Origin of the sequence: Brevibacillus sp. FIR094, assembly GCF_050477165.1 — a bacterium.
Classification (GTDB): Bacteria; Bacillota; Bacilli; order Brevibacillales; family Brevibacillaceae; genus Brevibacillus.
Window position 1 is genome coordinate 40381 of record NZ_JBEAES010000029.1, and the last position, 16664, is coordinate 57044.

At 44.5% G+C, this 16664-nt stretch carries 17 protein-coding genes; 16 read left to right on the forward strand and 1 reads right to left on the reverse strand.

What is annotated here, in order from left to right; all coding sequences use genetic code 11:
- The first annotated feature begins 167 nt into the window (after positions 1 to 167).
- Genes yycF through ACQ5DJ_RS22325 form a run of 5 tightly spaced genes read left to right on the forward strand, consistent with a single transcriptional unit; the run spans position 168 to position 5669 of the window.
- Positions 168 to 878 (forward strand): response regulator YycF, encoded by a 711-nt coding sequence (gene yycF, locus ACQ5DJ_RS22305; protein ID WP_429844356.1) that lies wholly within the window; start codon positions 168 to 170, stop codon positions 876 to 878.
- Positions 875 to 2698 (forward strand): cell wall metabolism sensor histidine kinase WalK, encoded by a 1824-nt coding sequence (walK, locus tag ACQ5DJ_RS22310; protein ID WP_429844357.1) that lies wholly within the window; start codon positions 875 to 877, stop codon positions 2696 to 2698. Before yycF ends, walK begins: the two co-directional genes overlap by 4 nt.
- Positions 2695 to 4077, forward strand: coding sequence for a YycH family regulatory protein (locus tag ACQ5DJ_RS22315; protein ID WP_429844358.1), 1383 nt, complete (start codon positions 2695 to 2697; stop codon positions 4075 to 4077). Before walK ends, ACQ5DJ_RS22315 begins: the two co-directional genes overlap by 4 nt.
- Positions 4064 to 4837 carry a two-component system regulatory protein YycI gene (locus ACQ5DJ_RS22320; RefSeq protein WP_429844359.1) on the forward strand — a complete coding sequence of 258 codons (774 nt, stop codon included), beginning with the start codon at positions 4064 to 4066 and terminating at the stop codon, positions 4835 to 4837. Before ACQ5DJ_RS22315 ends, ACQ5DJ_RS22320 begins: the two co-directional genes overlap by 14 nt.
- Positions 4838 to 4880: 43 nt before the next feature.
- Positions 4881 to 5669, forward strand: coding sequence for an MBL fold metallo-hydrolase (locus ACQ5DJ_RS22325; protein WP_429844360.1), 789 nt, complete (start codon positions 4881 to 4883; stop codon positions 5667 to 5669).
- Here ACQ5DJ_RS22325 and ACQ5DJ_RS22330 read toward each other — a convergent pair.
- Positions 5664 to 5900 (reverse strand): hypothetical protein, encoded by a 237-nt coding sequence (locus tag ACQ5DJ_RS22330; RefSeq protein ID WP_429844361.1) that lies wholly within the window; start codon positions 5898 to 5900, stop codon positions 5664 to 5666. The two genes, ACQ5DJ_RS22325 and ACQ5DJ_RS22330, sit on opposite strands and share 6 nt — an antisense overlap.
- Positions 5901 to 6181: 281 nt before the next feature.
- Between ACQ5DJ_RS22330 and ACQ5DJ_RS22335 the strand changes: the two genes are divergently transcribed.
- The 11 genes from ACQ5DJ_RS22335 (at position 6182) to ACQ5DJ_RS22385 (ending at position 16616) form a co-directional block, all read left to right on the forward strand.
- The gene (locus ACQ5DJ_RS22335; protein ID WP_429844362.1) at positions 6182 to 7414 is read left to right on the forward strand and encodes a S1C family serine protease; all 1233 of its coding nucleotides are present in this window, start codon (positions 6182 to 6184) and stop codon (positions 7412 to 7414) included.
- Positions 7415 to 7923: 509 nt separating this feature from the next.
- On the forward strand, positions 7924 to 8190 hold the full coding sequence (locus tag ACQ5DJ_RS22340; protein ID WP_429844363.1) for a CxxH/CxxC protein: 267 nt from the start codon (positions 7924 to 7926) through the stop codon (positions 8188 to 8190).
- Positions 8191 to 8194: 4 nt separating this feature from the next.
- The gene (rlmH, locus tag ACQ5DJ_RS22345; protein WP_048035457.1) at positions 8195 to 8674 is read left to right on the forward strand and encodes a 23S rRNA (pseudouridine(1915)-N(3))-methyltransferase RlmH; all 480 of its coding nucleotides are present in this window, start codon (positions 8195 to 8197) and stop codon (positions 8672 to 8674) included.
- A gap of 141 nt (positions 8675 to 8815) precedes the next feature.
- Positions 8816 to 9319, forward strand: coding sequence for a hypothetical protein (locus ACQ5DJ_RS22350; protein WP_429844364.1), 504 nt, complete (start codon positions 8816 to 8818; stop codon positions 9317 to 9319).
- A gap of 66 nt (positions 9320 to 9385) precedes the next feature.
- A complete protein-coding gene (locus ACQ5DJ_RS22355; RefSeq protein ID WP_429844365.1) occupies positions 9386 to 10087 on the forward strand; it encodes a tetratricopeptide repeat protein in 702 nt (233 codons plus the stop codon).
- A gap of 389 nt (positions 10088 to 10476) precedes the next feature.
- The gene (locus ACQ5DJ_RS22360) at positions 10477 to 11832 is read left to right on the forward strand and encodes an RNA-binding domain-containing protein (RefSeq protein ID WP_429844366.1); all 1356 of its coding nucleotides are present in this window, start codon (positions 10477 to 10479) and stop codon (positions 11830 to 11832) included.
- A 225-nt stretch (positions 11833 to 12057) separates the two neighbouring features.
- Positions 12058 to 12666 (forward strand): hypothetical protein, encoded by a 609-nt coding sequence (locus ACQ5DJ_RS22365; RefSeq protein WP_429844367.1) that lies wholly within the window; start codon positions 12058 to 12060, stop codon positions 12664 to 12666.
- 594 nt (positions 12667 to 13260) lie between these two features.
- The gene (locus tag ACQ5DJ_RS22370) at positions 13261 to 14934 is read left to right on the forward strand and encodes a DUF6138 family protein (protein ID WP_429844368.1); all 1674 of its coding nucleotides are present in this window, start codon (positions 13261 to 13263) and stop codon (positions 14932 to 14934) included.
- Between the two features lie 96 nt (positions 14935 to 15030).
- A complete protein-coding gene (locus ACQ5DJ_RS22375; RefSeq protein WP_429844369.1) occupies positions 15031 to 15528 on the forward strand; it encodes an imm68 putative immunity domain-containing protein in 498 nt (165 codons plus the stop codon).
- Between the two features lie 124 nt (positions 15529 to 15652).
- On the forward strand, positions 15653 to 16171 hold the full coding sequence (locus ACQ5DJ_RS22380; RefSeq protein ID WP_429844370.1) for a DUF4303 domain-containing protein: 519 nt from the start codon (positions 15653 to 15655) through the stop codon (positions 16169 to 16171).
- A 28-nt stretch (positions 16172 to 16199) separates the two neighbouring features.
- A complete protein-coding gene (locus ACQ5DJ_RS22385) occupies positions 16200 to 16616 on the forward strand; it encodes a hypothetical protein (protein WP_429844371.1) in 417 nt (138 codons plus the stop codon).
- The last annotated feature ends 48 nt before the right edge of the window (positions 16617 to 16664 follow it).

The window sequence follows — 16664 nt, forward strand, 5'->3', positions numbered from 1 at the left end:
GGCCCTTTTTTTGTTGGAAGGGATTGAATGCCAAGCCCTTCTTTACACGGCGTACATGGTGTATTGTAGAGGAATAGTGATGGTCGAAGTGGAATCCTTGAAGAGGCAGTTTGAGAGGAAACAGATGACTGTTGGAACACGTACTTACAGAAAAAGGAGGGCGCAGGATGGCAAAACTCCTCGTAGTTGACGATGAAAAACCGATTGCAGATATTTTGAAATTCACGTTTGAAAAAGAAGGATATCAGGTCGTATGCGCCTACGATGGTGATGAGGCACTTGTCGTAGTCAAGGATGAGCGACCAGATCTGATTTTACTAGATGTTATGCTTCCAGGCAGAGATGGGATGGACGTATGCCGAACCGTTCGCCAAACGTATGATGTTCCGATCATCATGCTGACTGCCAAAGACTCTGAACTGGATAAAGTACTTGGGTTGGAATTGGGCGCGGACGATTACGTGACGAAGCCATTTAGTACGCGTGAGCTGGTAGCTCGTGTAAAGGCCCATTTACGCCGTAACCGAGCCAAAGTGGAGGAGAAGGATAGCCAGCATGTACTGCGCGTACATGAGCTGGAAATCGATTTGAACTCATATACCGTCGAAAAGGTGGGAGAAGCATTAGAGCTGACGCACCGTGAGTTTGAGTTGCTGGTGTACCTCGCTCGCCATCAGGGACAAGTATTGACGCGAGAGCATCTCCTGCAGTCGGTCTGGGGATTTGACTATTTTGGCGATGTACGAACAGTAGATGTGACCATCCGTCGTTTACGGGAAAAAATCGAGGATGATCCGAGCCAGCCGAAGTACATTATCACACGGCGTGGTTTGGGCTATACATTACGCAATCCCGGCATGGGAGGCCAGCCTGGATGAGGCGGCTGTTCAAAACCGTTCAGTGGAAAATGGTCATCATTTACATGCTGTTGATTTTGCTTGCGATGCAATTTATCAGCGCCTATTTTGCCCGGGAAGTCGAGAGTTACTATATCAACAACTTTTCCGAGGCATTGAATGGACAAGCGAGTTTGTTAGCGAGTTTGCTGGAAAGCGATTTGCGCCCGCATGACGGGAAGGAATCCAACGCCGTACAAAACCGCCAGGACATCGACAACCTGATCAACAACTTGGTGAAAATCAATGGGGCGAATGTGCAGGTCATCGATCAGACAAGAACGGTGGTTGCGACGACAGAGGACAAAAGTACAATTGGGCAGCGGACCTCGCAGCCTGAAGTGACGGTTGCCTTGCTCGGGACGCGCAGTGAATCGATGCGGATTGATCCGAAGACGGGGGCGCGAGTGAAAGTATTGGCACTACCTGTTAAGGGCGATCAAATCGTATACGGTGCGGTCTACATGATCGCTTCGATGGAAGGCACTTATGCGACGATTGGTAAAATGAACGGTATCTTGGGGACAGGTACGATGATCGCAATGGTCATTACGGCGGTGCTCGGGGTCGTGTTGGCACGCACCATCACCAAGCCTGTGAAGGAGATGACCCGTCAGGCACGCTTGGTGGCAGACGGAGACTTTAACAGTAGTGTACGTGTCTATAGCGATGATGAAATTGGCCAACTCGGTATGGCCTTTAATCATATGACCTTGCGTTTGCAGGAAGCGATCTTGCAGCAAGAAGAAGAGCGTGAGAAACTCGCGGGAATTTTGAGTAACATGACGGACGGTGTCATTGCCGCTAACCGAAATGGGCAGATCATCTTGTTTAATCGAGCTGCAGAAGATATGTTACAGGTGACGATGGCTGACGTCCTACTCAAGAGACGCACCTTGTATGAGCTGCTGGGGCTGCCGCCAGAGGATGAGATGTCGCTCTATGCGCAGGAAGAGCCACTTATCATTGAGATGACGCTACCGAATAAGGAAGAAGTGATCCTGCGTGTGACGTTTACGCCCTTGCAGCACGATAGCAAAAAAATGGGTGGGATCATCGCGGTCGTAGCGGATGTTACGGAGCAGCAACGACTGGAGCAGCAGCGCCGCGAATTCGTGGCGAATGTGTCGCATGAGCTGCGGACACCACTGACGACCATTAAAAGCTATGTGGAAGCCCTGCTGGATGGCGCAGTGGAAGATCCAGAGCTGTCCCAACGGTTCTTGAAGGTTACTTCGTCGGAGACAGAGCGTATGATTCGCTTGGTAAACGATTTGTTGCAGCTATCGCGTTTTGATTCGCAGGGGGTTCGTCTGCATTGTAAGGAAGCGGACATCAACCGATTGCTACATTATGCTGCCGATCGTTTTTCCATGTTCAGTGAGCAACAGGAGGTTCAGCTCAGTCTGGATATGCCGAGGAAGCTTCCGCCGGTTTATATTGATTTGGATGTGATCAATCAAGTATTGGATAATCTTTTGTCCAATGCGATCAAGTATACGCCTCAAGGAGGCACCGTGGTTCTCATGGCAAAAGAGAACCACAAGCAAAAGCGGGTCCAAATCTCCATCACGGACACAGGAATCGGTATTCCCAGCCGCGATTTGAAGCGAATCTTTGAGCGCTTCTACCGCGTAGACAAGGCGCGTTCGCGCGGTCAGGGTGGAACAGGCCTGGGATTGGCGATTGCCCGTGAATTAGTACAGGCACACGGTGCAGATATCGAGATTACGAGCGAATGGAACGTGGGAACGACAGTCACGTTCTGGGTGCCATTTGCCCAAGGAGGAAAAACGGGATGAAGCGGATGCTAGAGCCTGCCAAGACCGTCTTACTCAATCTGCTAGTGCTAGCCAGCTTTGTTTTGACAGCGATGTTGTGGTCGAATCAACCTAACCTTCAATTTATTGAGCCGGCAGAGTACACGCAGTCAAAGCCAGTTCAGGAAAAACAACTCGAACAGCTCGTTACGCCGGAATCCGTTGTTTTTCACTATGGGGAAGATCGCCACACGAAAGCATCCGCAACCGATGCACCTTACAGTTTGATCGTGCGAGAAATGTCGAAATGGATCTTCCTCGATTTTTCTCCGCTCACCATCTCCAATGAGAAATGGGAAGATATTGCCCGGGAAAAGATGGGATTGGAAGTGCGCTTTCGGAGCACGGTTCCCTTGTCAATTGTAGGTCGGCTGGTAACCTTTCGGGATGAGTTTGACAACCGAATGAAAGGGATTGACCGATTGTGGTTGTACTACGAGAAGGACGAGGATGTCGTCTACGCGTTATTTTTGTCGACTGAGGAAGGTCGAATGATGCGTTCTCGAACGTCGATTAGCCCTAAGGATTTGCGAGAATCTTATTTGGCTTCCGGTGATTTAATGCCTGAGCAAATCATGAAAATCGTCAAACCAGAGCGAAGCTTCGTAGATTTAGAAAGACCTGCGCTGATGTGGAGCACTTATTATTTGCCCAAGAATCAGATGCGCATGCAGCAATTCCGCTACAGCTATGTACCTGTTACGAATGAAAGATTGATCGAGTCCTACTTTATCGATCAGTCGCTCGTCAGACAGATCATGGAGCGGGACAAAACGGTTATTTTTACAGATGGCAGCAGATCAATTCAATTGAGATCGGAGCAGCAGGCGTTCACGTTTACTGATCCAGCGTACCAACAGCGGGATCAGGAGCTGTCTGATGAAGAAAAAGTGCAGAGTGCCGTTACCTTCATGAATAAGCACTTAGGCTGGCTTGATGACTATCATTTTGAACGAATCAAGAAGAGCTACAATGAAAAGGACTTGATCACGTTCCGCCAGTATTTGGGGGCGTATCCCTTGATCAGCGAAGGGGAGGCCAGGCAGATCGATACCATCCAAATTACATCAGAGGCAGGCCAGGTTGTGACGATGAGCCGATCGCTGATGGATTTGGACAAGTATATCGATAATAAAGAGTGGACGGTTATGTCTGGTCCGGAGCTGTATCAATATATCCGCGACAAAAAGCTGGCGGATACAGAAAAAATCACCAACGCTTATTTGGCTTACCATACCAAAGTAGGCGAAGGATACGTAGACCTGATGCCAATCTGGGTTGTGGAATTGGCGAATCAGGCGAACCTGTATATTTCTGCGCACACCAAACAGGGAGGAGGGAAGGCGCATGGATTGGAGTAGGACCAAGACGATTCTGATCTGGGCCTTTCTTCTCCTCGATCTGTTTCTCCTGTATCAGGTGTATGTGACGCGCATTAGCCTGTGGAATGACAAGGAAGTCGCGCAGAACGAGAAATGGAATACAGAGCTGTACTTGAATCAGCAAAATATCACATTGGATACAGAAGTGCCGCAGGATACACCGGAAATGTCCAATTTGGATGCTGAGTATATCGGAATTAATCCGATTTCCTTGCATGAGATATCAGGACTTCAGGCGACAGTGGAAAAGATGGCGCTGGCTGCCAAGCTGGACCCACCGATGCAGATTCGTGGTCAACTGAATCCGCAGGAGCTCTTGCGTCAAATTGGTCCGAGGCTGATTTATTCTGATCAATACGTAGCCGATCCGTATCAATCGAATCAAGCGCGGCTCTTGTATTGGCAGGTCTATGATAAAATGCCAGTATTCGTCGCCCCGTTGGAAATGTATTTGGACAATGGAACGATACTCGGATACAGGCAGACCTTTTTCCACCTTCGCAAGCAGCAGGGAGAACGACAGGTGATCTCTGGTTATGCGGCACTACGCTCTCTGGTGGACAAGCAAATCATTTCACCAGGGGAACGGATTGAGAATGTGAGCTTGGGTTATTACGGTTCTTACGATGCCGATATTCAGACACTGGTGCCTGTTTGGCGCGTGGTTCACGATGGCAAATGGCATTTTGTCAACGCGATTACAGGAGCGCTGGAGCGTCCGATGGTAACGCAGCGTTGAATAGATAGACAGCCTGGGAAAGATACGGGAAGAGGGATGTTCGGTGAGATTTAGTGTGTTGGCAAGCGGGAGTACGGGCAACGCCATTTATGTGGCAACAGACCGTGTTTCCATATTGATCGATGTAGGCATTACAGGAAAGCAGGCAGAAGCGGCACTGGAGACCATTGGCGTCAATCCAGCCGATCTGAGCGCCATTCTCGTCACCCACGAACACGTCGACCATATTAAAGGAGTCGGCGTCATGGCGCGGCGATATGGATTGCCGATTTACGCCAATGAAAAGACATGGTCGGAGCTGGATGGGCAAATCGGGACGATCAAGGAAGATCAGCGACGCTTCTTTTCTGTGGGGGAAAAGAAAGAGTTAGAGGATTTGGGCATCGAGTCATTCGGAATCTCGCACGATGCCGCTGAGCCGATGGGCTTCTGTTTTTATGATGGCAAGAAAAAGCTAAGTGTCGCGACAGATTTGGGGTATGTCAGTGATCGGATTAAAGAGACGATTCGTGGAGCAGATGCGTATGTGTTCGAGTCCAATCATGACGTTGAGCTGTTGCGTATGTCCCAGTATCCTTGGAGCATCAAGCGACGTATCTTGAGTGATGTTGGGCACTTGTCCAATGAAGCGGCGGGCGATGCTTTGCTCGATTGTCTAACAGGTGGGGCAGAACGTGTATACCTCGCCCACTTGAGTAAGGAAAACAACATGATTGATTTGGCCCGACTGACGGTCAAAAACATCTTGGAGGAGCAGGGGCTATCTGTTGGTGACGATGTGCATCTGCGCGATACGTACCCGGATCGACCTACCAAGCTGGAAGAGCTATAAGATCGGTTTGATCCCCGTTTGACGACTGGCGATGCGCTCAGTGAGCTTCGCGTACGTATCGATGTGGAAAGTTAACTGTGTATCGAGCTCATTCACTTTGGCAGTCAGCTCGTCATGTGTCAGCAGTCCTTTGGCTACTAGCAGCTCGATCAAGGCATGCAGGACAAGCGTATTGTGGTAGTCTACTTTCTGAAGGTCAGCCAGCTTGGCGATGAGGTGGACTTCTTTCAAGTCTATCAATCCTTTCTATTTGGTCTGGCAGGTAAAAGCTTTTAATCTATCATATCCGTGCTCTCGGAGAAATATTCCGAGAGCTTTTTTCTATTCCACAACCTTTCCATAATTCTCACGCCATTTTGCCGAAAGCGGGTCGTATACTAAGGGTGTCAAAAGGAAACAGACATCAACGAAATCAATCATGCAAACCAAATACGGCGCATGTCATTGTGTATACGAGTATGAAAAACCTGCAAAGCTAGTAATGGTAGAAAGTAGAAAGGGGAGTATGAATCATGGGTTTCTATGATGATTTAACTCATGTGGAGAGAAAAAAACAACGCGGTTCTAACATTGGACGTATGGTCGTGACGTCAGTAACGTCCGCGGTAATTGGGGGAATGGTCGTCCTGCTCACGCTGCCGACTCTCTCCAATGCGGGATATATTAATATGGTTAAGCCTGGAGCAGAAAATGCGATCAGCAGCAATGCCTCTTCTTCTAACCCGTTTGTCAAGCCAGTATCTGTAAGTGTAGGCTCTGGTACAGTGGATGCTGTGAAAAAAGTGGAAAATGCGATCGTTGGTGTAATCAACATCGGTCAGCGCAGAAGCAGTTGGATGCAGAACTCGATGGATGTAGAGCAGGGTCAAGGCTCTGGTGTCATCTTTGAGAAAAAGGGCGGAAAAGCCTACATCGTTACCAACTACCACGTAATCGACAAGGCGCAAAAGCTGGAAATCGCCCTGCCAACAGGTGAAAAAGTACCGGCAAAGGTGGTCGGCGCCGATGGTTACACCGATCTGGCTGTACTAGAAATCGACGCCTCCAAGGTTACAGACGTTGCTGAGTTTGGTGATTCTTCTACCTTACAGGTGGGTGAACCGGCCATTGCCATCGGGAATCCATTGGGTATGCAGTTCTCCCGGACCGTTACACAAGGCATCATCAGTTCCAAAGAACGCTCCATGCCAATGGACTTTAACGAAGATGGCCAGGATGACTGGGAGCTGGACGTCATTCAAACAGACGCAGCGATCAACCCTGGTAACAGTGGTGGTGCCCTCGTGAACATCGAGGGTCAGGTCATCGGGATTAACACCTTGAAGATTTCCAAGGCAGGTGTCGAAGGATTAGGTTTTGCCCTCCCGATTAATGATGTCAAAGTGATCGTGGACCAGCTGATGGCAAAAGGAACCTTGGAACGTTCTTACCTCGGTGTGCAGCCACTCGACTTGGCTAATGTGCCGCGCTACGAATGGAAAGAAACCTTGAATCTGCCTGAGCAAGTGCAAAGTGGCGTTGTCGTCCAAACGGAAGTAGGCAAATTCTCTCCTGCGGGTCAAGCAGGCTTGAGACAATTCGACGTCATTATCAAGCTGGATGACAAGAACATTTCCACCAGCGCTCAACTACGGAAGTATTTGACGATGAACAAAAAGCCGGGCGATACGATGGACGTTACGTACTATCGAGATGGTATCCAGAAGACTGCCAAAGTGAAGCTAACAGCACCGCCACAGCAGTAAGAGGTACTGACCAAGCCATTTTGTAGGCAGGTATGTGAAGGAATCAAACTTTGACGGGCAATTCCGGGATGCATTTTATCCCGTTTGCATATATGCAGCATCTGAAGTTCCCCCCTCTATCTATTTTTAAATAGATCCCTACTTAAGAGCGCCGAGCTGATACGGCGCTCTCTTTTTTTTGTTCGTCGGTCGGACTTTTAGTGGAGGAGAGAAAAAAGAAGAAAACGCTCAAGTTCTTGGGCTACCTGCCGTGAGGTGGTTCTGCCCAGCTCCATGGAAAAAGTGAAACCCGCGTCCAAAGTCGCGTAGCTACGCAGTGTCTCAGAGGTGGACGCTAAAGGCAGGTTTCACTTTTTCCATTACGCTTCAGTTGGTATCCCAAAGACTTTCGCCGTTTTCTTCTTTTTTCTCTCTACAGCTTTAACTGTATGTTTGTAAACCCATCGTTGTCTTTTTGGTGGATTGATTTGTTTTGTTGCTGTTCTGGGGTAGAATAGGAAGCGACATTATTGAACGGAAAAGAGGTATTTGATATGGACATGAAGATGAAAAGCATTCAAATAGAAGGCAAGGAAATTGAGTTGTTGGCGGAATATCCGGTGCGGTTTGCTTGCATGGAGCATTTGGAGCAGGAGTTGGATGATTACGTAAACGATTTTGAGACGGCGCCGGATACGTATGCGGCTCAGGCGATTGAGGGCGATGGAGTAGACAAGCGTTGTCGGGAATGTGGAGAGCCTGGGCAGATTGCGCTTTTGAAAGAGAAGGGAATGTAGGTTCATGCAAATTTCGATTATTACGGTAGGGAAGCTGAAGGAGAAATATTTGCGTGAGGGCATTGATGAATACAGCAAGCGTCTGTCTGCTTACTGCAAGCTGCAAGTAATAGAGGTCAATGATGAAAAGGCGCCGGAAGAGATGAGTGCGGCGGAGATGGAGCAGGTGAAGCGCAAGGAAGGCGAGCGTATTCTGGCGCAGATCAAGCAGGATCAGTACGTGATTGCGCTGGCGATTGATGGGCAAATGTGGTCGTCGGAGAAGCTATCTGCGGAGATGGACAAGTTGGCTTTGCATGGGCGCAGTCAGGTGGCGTTCGTGATTGGCGGGTCGTTGGGGTTGGCTGATCAGGTGTTGAAGCGGGCGGATGCGTTGTTGTCTTTCTCGAAGATGACGTTTCCGCATCAGTTGGTGCGGTTAATACTACTTGAGCAGGTTTATCGGGCGTTTCGGATTAGTCGGGGGGAGCCTTATCATAAGTAAGCACAAAGTTATTTTTAATGGAAGCGTTAAAGAACAATTCAATGTCCTTTACGTTTCTTTGTTGTTTTGTACTTGTGAAGCCTACCATAAATAGTGGATTATGCTATGATTGGTAATAAGTTGATAACAAGGGGAAATACTATGTTCTTTAATATATTTGTTAGTAGACCTAATGCTTTAGATAATAATCAAAAATCCACTGTTCTAACGATACAAAATCTATTAGAAACTAGAGGAATGTGTTCCAGAACAATAGGTGCGACTGATTTTCCTAATGTTTCCCCAATGAAAGCAGTTGAGCAATTGATGAGACAATGTTCTGGGGCTGTCATATTAGGATTTCCTCAAATGATAGTACAAAAAGGAATTTCTAAACCTAGTACTTGCCAAGAAATGGGTATAAAAAATAAATTATTACCAACTCCTTGGAATCAGATTGAAGCCTCAATGGCTTTTATGTTGGGTTTACCTATGCTGATAATACGAAATCAAGGGATTGATGGTGGAATATTTGATGTTGGAACAACTGGTCATTTTATTCACACCTTTGATTTGAATAATCAAGATTGGATAAACGAAAGTAGTTTCCTTCAGCCTTTTAATGAATGGTATAAAGAAGTTTTAATTAAACAAGTGAGTTCTTAAAGAAACCACATCATTAACTAGGAGTGGTTTATAACCTGCTAAAGTAATGAAGTAAAGGGGGATATAATGGAATTCAAAGATATTGCATCTGTCGTTGCTCTTGTTATCTCACTTGTATCGTTGTTTATTTCACTGAGACAAAAGAAACATGAAACTGAAAGAACAATTAGGGAGAAGCTTACGGACACTTTTACTAAAATTACTGCAATGGATGTTGAACTAATTAAACTTGAAATGAATATTAACAAAAATATAAACCTAACAAGAATTTTTAACCAGCAAAGGAGATTCCTCGTAAATCAAGCACAATATTTTCTACCTAAAATAGAGAGGTTAGTATCAGATAGTGAGTATGCTTTGTTAGCAAATACTTTAGAACGAACTGGAGACCTTGAAAGTGCTGATTACTACTGGCGTAAAAGTATTGAAAAGTCGTCTAATAAACTTAACAAAATATATAATATACGTGGTTATGCAAGATTTCTATTTAAATTCAAAAATTTCAATCAGGGTAGAAAGATGTATCAAGAAGCAGTTGATATGAGTACAAGGGAAAATGATAAAGATGTGTATGACTTAGCTGATACATACATATTATGGGGGGCATTAGAGAGGGAACACGGCTTTTTTGACAAAGCTGAGGAGTATTTTGATTTAGCTGGAAGAATGATTAATAAGATTGAGAGTGAGGGTCAAAAGCAGAGATTGAAAAATTATTTAAATGATATTAAACAAGTAAATTATCCGAATGTAATATCATCCAATTAGGTTACCATTTAGAAATTAATGAAATAATCGTTAAAGCATGAGGTTATTATCCCATGCTTTAAATGTTGGTGTATACCTAATAGTCAAAATCAACTATGTGCTTAATGTTGATCGGTGAATGGTTGAACCTTATCAAAAGTGACGGCGAATTGTAGTGAAGTGTGGAAAGTTTTTTAAGGTGTTTGATACAAAGAATTTGCAGAACCCCTGAGACCTTGAGTTTCAGGGGTTGTTTTGCTCTTTTTAGCTGGGATATTGTCTGCCATTTTCCATGATATGGTATGATGAGTACTAGGTAATTTCTTCGGATACAGGGCTATGATGGAGGTGTTAATGAATTCCGGGAAAAGACGTTAGGTGAAATTCTTTGAAAAGAAGGTCATAAATTTATGCTAACTAAAGATAAATTTTACGAGATACTAGATGAAGGTCGGGAAGACAATCTTTGGGATTTCAAAGAGGAATTATCAATATCAAAAAAGGTGGAATTTTATGAAATTCTGAAGGACATACTAGCATTTGCAAATAGCAGAGGTGGATATTTATTACTGGGAGTTAAAGACAAGTCTCATGAATTAGTCGGAGTAAGTGAAGAGATTGATGAGGCCGAACTTGCACAAAAAATAGAGTCTGCACTAAGTTACTCAATTGATTTTAAGATTTTGTACTTTAACGACGAGATTGATAGTAACAAAAAATTAGGCCTGATACAAATATACCAAGCTCAGAAAATATGTGTTTCACCAAAGTCGTATTCATCAGATAGAGGAGTTATAGTAGAGCAAGATATCATTTATACACGACGGGGTACAAGAAGTATTCGGGTAAATGGGGAGCAATTAAATGAACTCGTGAGACGAATACAAACAAATGCAACATACAAATTTTCTGAATCAGAGTTACAACTTATAGAGAAAAACAGGAACTCTAGTTATTTAGAATTCAAACAGTTTGATGACTATTTAAAGGGAAAATTTGAGTTTACTGCGTCAAGCTTTGGAAATAAAATAACACAATTGTGCAGAGACCAACTTAAATACAACCGACTTGAAGTAGGAAAATGGATTGGTTTTGAAGAAGAACGAATAAACGATTATTTTCAAGGGATTGCTTACCCATCTCTTGAGCATATATTACGGGCATCAAAATATTTTGAGGTACCTATCAGCTTTTTTTTCAAACCCACAACATATAGTCGCCCCCCGATTTGGGAGAATCCATTAGTTAGTTTTTGTTTAATTGAGAAAGTAATTAATAAAAGTGAACTATTAAATATTAATTGGGGAGATTTTTTCTCATATGTTCTTTGGGATATGTCTAAGAACATTTGTATATTTGTTGAATGGATAAGATCTGATTACTTTGTGTATGTTCGTAATAGGGAAGACTTATTACACACCTCTAGATCGGATTTTTTATATGACTATCTCATAGAGATGTCACCTGAAGAAGTATTGGAGTTTAAATCGTTTCTTTCGACACAACATTATAAACTTATTGAAAAAGCCAGTTTTAATAAGGAAACTCTATCTAGACTTCCACATGAGGAATTTCTTTATCATCTTATTGATTACAGTAATGATTTAGTATGTAGACTAATAAATGAAAGTATTAAGTTAATAACAGTCAGTGAATCAAAAATAGAAGTCAAATATCATTTCATTGAGGAAGTTATCAATCGTCAATATCTAAGAAGAAACTATGACATAGATAAAATTTCGTTGAGGATAGATTACAATATATAGAAAATTATTATAGATTACCATAGATGCAAAGAAACTTCACCTAAACCATATCTAACGCTGCTGACTTAGTTCGCAAGATGACACAAACGGAGAAGTCGATTCAGCGAACAACCCCGCGAGGTAAGTAGCGGAGCCACCCAGTCACATTCGATCCTTTATGCCTCTAGGGTTTAAGAATACCAGAACGTTAGACGAATTTATTACAAATTGGAAAAGAGGTGTAAAATGTATCACAATGATATCTACATTTCTCCAAGGTATTGTCTCGATGATTACCTAATGTTAAATTTATCCATAACTAGTATTGAACAAGATTGGAGAAAAGCTATTGATATATTTGCTGATAGAATGGAAGGCAGATTTCTACTTTTAATTCAAGAATACTCGGAGAACATAAGAAGCGACAATAGACATATCGATTACAGTTTTAGTTCAATGGCGTTGTGCTGTTTACTGATTGAAACTCTCCATCAGTTTTATTATGGACTTGATGTAACGGTTTTTAGAGGACATAAGGAAGCATTTGTGCAGTTTTTGACCAGGAGTACATATTTCAGAGGGCAATTCACGAGAAGGACTGCTGCGTTCTTCTACTCAGATATCAGGAACGGAATTCTTCATCAAGCACAGACTAAAAGAAATACTCAGCTTGCTTTTGATCAATTAGATATGGTTATCGAGATAGAGAATGGAATTCGTCTAGACGTGATTAAATTTAAGGATGAATTAATAAATGAATATCAACTATATCTAGCACGTCTTAGTCAAAGTGATAATATTCAATTGAGGGAAAATTTTATAAAGAAGATGAACTACATAACAATAAAGAATTAATTTTAAAGGAAAAAAATAATTATGAATGAACTAGTTCAAGCATTTAAGCATTCTAAGGAAGACTCATAAATATTCACAGGAGGGATTACGAAGCAGGTTGGGTGGGGTAAAAAAGGCCCACCGAAATTAGGAAGATAATGAACAGAAGTATAGATCTGCGGAGAATATAGCGAACTCCTAATCAACGACAATTAACAAAACCTATAAGTAATTTCAACGAGGAGCATGCAGCAGCGGCTCCTTTCACATTTTTTGCCTATGAACATGTTAAGCTGAACCATACCATAAGTGACGGCGAAAAATCGTAAAAGGGAGAACGGCCTCTATGACGTTCTCCCCTTTGCTCTGCGGGATGATAATGTATTTTTTTTAGCCCGATTCTACTCATACATAGCCCCCCTTATCCTCCATTTGTGAATAGGCCTCACCCTCACCCAAGCCAATTGATTTATAATACTCCCTCTCTACTTCCTACATCCTAAGAATTGATCTTTAACCGACCTCAGGGAGTCGTATACAATTCCAACAAGCTCTCCCATTTTCATAGTATGATTATATTGAGATAAGATGGAACACGCAAAAAGGCGGGAGACAATGAACGAATTGCAAAAAGAAGCGCTGGAAGAGACGAAAACGGCGATACATAAATGGTTTGACGAACAGGAGAATCGAAAGGACACAGAGGAAGTAGTCTTACGCACCACACTGCAAGTAGGCATCTTTAACTTTGTCATGCTAGATTATCGACCGGGTAGGACTAGGGTTGAAACTTCAAAATCTGTGGGGAGTGCCGCAGGAAAAAAGTCGATGAAAGCCTCACCCTTTACGCGGGAGCAGATATTGCATGAGGTTCAGCCCCTGCTGGCGGAAATCGTAAGGGAGAGGCTGTACAAGCTGGAAACGTCGCCGTTGATCAACTACCGTTTTACCTTCCAAGGAACCTTCGCAACGACGGACGGGCTTGTGGAATTAACGGTGCTGGAAACGGTATACGAAGAGAAAAAGCGGCAGCTTCTGGAGCGAATTCAGTCCTATATGGAGGGAAAATTGGAGAAGGGCTCTAACCCAACCAACAGGCTGGAAACCTTCTTTTTGGCGCGTCATCTGCTTGATCCGCATTTGTTCCCCGAACCGGAAGCCGCAAAAACGATCGCTTTATTTGACCGGATTCAGGAGTTGAATAAAGAGCAAGTTGAGGCTCTCGCGGAGCATCGAAGAGATATTATTAGGGCTTTGACCGACTGGGTCGAGAATGTATTTTTGCCGCGTTACTATGATGTCACCCGTTCCGAATACAGGACCAATGAGTATGTGATCAAGACGGATGCTGTTTTTGAGGACAAGGATGAGCCGAATCAGCCTATCGATCTTCTGTTGTACGGAGCGGTGATGATTATTCGTTACGAGCCGGACTTCAACAAAAACAAGGGTCAGACTTTTCTGGAGCTGGCGAAGCAGCTTGGCAGCAGTAAAGCCGCGCGTATGCTGAAGGAGGGCAGTGACAGCTTCTCGCAAGAAGACGTCCATATGCGCCATGAATTGGTCGAGTGCAAGGCCAACGATGTTTTTTCTCTCTTCACAATCGTGATTCGCAAGGAAGAAGCCGGGGCGTACGAGCGGGCGATTTCGTTTATTCTCTCCCTGCTCCGAAAGGACTTCCCGAAAAGCTACAAAATCAAGTTAAAATCCAGCGTGAAGGAGTATTTGCCCATCATGGGGTTAGCCAAATCGGACACGCACCGTTTTTTTGCGAATGCTCTAGCTTATTCCGAGCTGCATCCTTTATTGGAGGAATATGCTCGTGAGGCGATGGAAGAGTATGAATGGTACGAGGATACAGAAAGCGAAAAAAGCGTAATGCCGGGCAGTTATGCTGTGTTCGGGCTGGGGCTTTCGTCTGAGCGGTATTTTCCGCTTGTTGAAGCTTACATGGACCTTGTGGATGATGAGCATCAGTTGGTGCATGACAAGTTCACAGCAGTTTTCGCCGAAACCTATGGCATAACGGAACGCTCGACTCCCACCTTGATCGCCTGCCTGCTGCGCTCCCACGATTCGCTAAAGCTGAAGATTCAGCCGGAGCTGGAAAGCGAAGACAAGCTGTCGCTATTCGTACAGCAAATAGAGACGCTGTCGGATGACGAGGCCGAGCGGGTACTGTACCCGATCTGGGGCAAGGTGGAGAAGCTGGCTGCATTGGCTCGCAAGGCCCAGGGACCGTATAAGGAGCTGATCATTCGTCTGCAAAAGGCGGCGGGGATAGCCTGACGGTGGCTCGGTGAAAGCGGTATTGATAATTATGCATTTGAGTGAAATGATCTTATTTGGATCATTACCATGCTTAAAAGAAAGTGGGAGAAGAACATGTACATAAGCAAATGGTGGGGAGATTTAATTGGCGGGTCCGATGATTCGCTGGCATTAATAGACTATTTGGAACAACTGGACTCAACGAATGTGACGCTCGATCAGATTTTAAAGGACTTGGGGCTGGATGTTCTGCTTTCCGAGGGAGACCTGAAAAGCGGCGGAAGTATTGGATTTGATATCAAAAATGCTAACGGGACGTTTCGAGCAGAAATTGATATTGCCTGCTCAGCTCTAATCGATCTTTCAGCCATTGTGTTGGAATCTCAGAAATCAGGCTATGTCGATTTGCATGATTTGGATGAGGATAGGGAGTCGTGCAAACTTTATATAGATGCCTCCGAAGAAAAAAGGAACCTGCTTCGGGATGAGTTGTACAAGTTTTCCCGTGATCCGCTGGCTTACGAATTAGCCGAACTTGTTCCGGCGGATGATATGAGAGAGCTAGCGGAAAAGGCAAAAATGATCGCAGATGAGCTGGCACCGTTAAGCTGAATCATACCACAGTAACGGCGAAATTTTTGGCTTTAACCGCGAGAGTTGCCTCGAAGCCGGAGGGGGAAGTCTCCTCCAATCCTGTCGTTACAGGCTCGACTAAAAGTAGGACAAAGGAGAGAACATGGATTTTCAAGTGCTGCAAGTAAAAATCGAGGTGGCTGCCAAGGCTGCATTCGAGCAAGTCAGAAACAAATATGCAGGACAAAGCTTTTGCGGTTACGCCTTGTATTCCGACTCGGATGCAATCACCGTATGTCCGGCGGTAAACTCAACCGATCACTTGAACAAAATGATTGCCGGAGACCCTGATGATGCGATTTATTATCGCTGGAGTCCAGGGGAATGGGATCATGAATTCGAAGGTGCTGAGTTCTTTGAGGATATTTCCAATCTATTATATAACGAAGTGATGGGTATGCAGTCGGCGGAAAGACACAGGGAATATAAAGGGAAGGTTTATGAGTGTTGCGTGGCTGCGCTTGAATCACTGAAAAAGGAAGGTTTTTTCTCCGATATGAGCGAATCGGGAGTATTAGTCTTTACTGTATCGAATGACACAAATGCACTGGAATGTGATTGGATTGCCCGATTGAACCGAAATGAACTTGCTCAAGAATTCCAGAATTGGATTGGCGGTTGAGAATATCCAGTACGATGGGGGAGATCTTATGTCCGTAATACATGCCTACCTTGCGAAGTCGTCCGATCCTTACTCCCATGAGCGTCTTGCTTCTGAGTTAAGCGACTATTTTGATTTTGAAAGAAAGAACGGACTGGAAATTGGAGTATCAGCAAATCCGTTTACGAGAGAGAAATACTTGATTCTCCGTTGGCCGGGATGGAATTTTACAGCTCATTTTGAAACTGGCCGTAGTGTAGCTGAAGATGTAAATTACATTGCGAGCGTTACCAAGGATTGTCCGCCTGAAATCAAAGGCTGTGCCGAACGCATTCGTTTCGTATTCTCGCCTGATGAAGGACGGGAATTCACGAATCATATCATTTGGGCGATAGACTACTTGGCGGAAATACCAGGCGCAATCATTTTTGATGAAACTCAAAAAACAATAGTGCGTGGCTGGTAAAGAGGCGAATACCTACAGCGGCTTCAAATCACACAGGATAGGAGAGAC

Coding starts and splice junctions, on each gene's coding strand:
- ACQ5DJ_RS22320 (WP_429844359.1), top strand. CDS start 4,064: ATGGATTGGAGTAGGACCAAGACGATTCTGATCTGGGCCTTTCTTCTC.
- ACQ5DJ_RS22375 (WP_429844369.1), top strand. CDS start 15,031: ATGTACATAAGCAAATGGTGGGGAGATTTAATTGGCGGGTCCGATGAT.
- ACQ5DJ_RS22380 (WP_429844370.1), top strand. CDS start 15,653: ATGGATTTTCAAGTGCTGCAAGTAAAAATCGAGGTGGCTGCCAAGGCT.
- ACQ5DJ_RS22335 (WP_429844362.1), top strand. CDS start 6,182: ATGGGTTTCTATGATGATTTAACTCATGTGGAGAGAAAAAAACAACGC.
- ACQ5DJ_RS22355 (WP_429844365.1), top strand. CDS start 9,386: ATGGAATTCAAAGATATTGCATCTGTCGTTGCTCTTGTTATCTCACTT.
- ACQ5DJ_RS22315 (WP_429844358.1), top strand. CDS start 2,695: ATGAAGCGGATGCTAGAGCCTGCCAAGACCGTCTTACTCAATCTGCTA.
- yycF (WP_429844356.1), top strand. CDS start 168: ATGGCAAAACTCCTCGTAGTTGACGATGAAAAACCGATTGCAGATATT.
- ACQ5DJ_RS22370 (WP_429844368.1), top strand. CDS start 13,261: ATGAACGAATTGCAAAAAGAAGCGCTGGAAGAGACGAAAACGGCGATA.
- ACQ5DJ_RS22385 (WP_429844371.1), top strand. CDS start 16,200: ATGTCCGTAATACATGCCTACCTTGCGAAGTCGTCCGATCCTTACTCC.
- ACQ5DJ_RS22365 (WP_429844367.1), top strand. CDS start 12,058: ATGTATCACAATGATATCTACATTTCTCCAAGGTATTGTCTCGATGAT.
- ACQ5DJ_RS22360 (WP_429844366.1), top strand. CDS start 10,477: ATGCTAACTAAAGATAAATTTTACGAGATACTAGATGAAGGTCGGGAA.
- ACQ5DJ_RS22350 (WP_429844364.1), top strand. CDS start 8,816: ATGTTCTTTAATATATTTGTTAGTAGACCTAATGCTTTAGATAATAAT.
- rlmH (WP_048035457.1), top strand. CDS start 8,195: ATGCAAATTTCGATTATTACGGTAGGGAAGCTGAAGGAGAAATATTTG.
- walK (WP_429844357.1), top strand. CDS start 875: ATGAGGCGGCTGTTCAAAACCGTTCAGTGGAAAATGGTCATCATTTAC.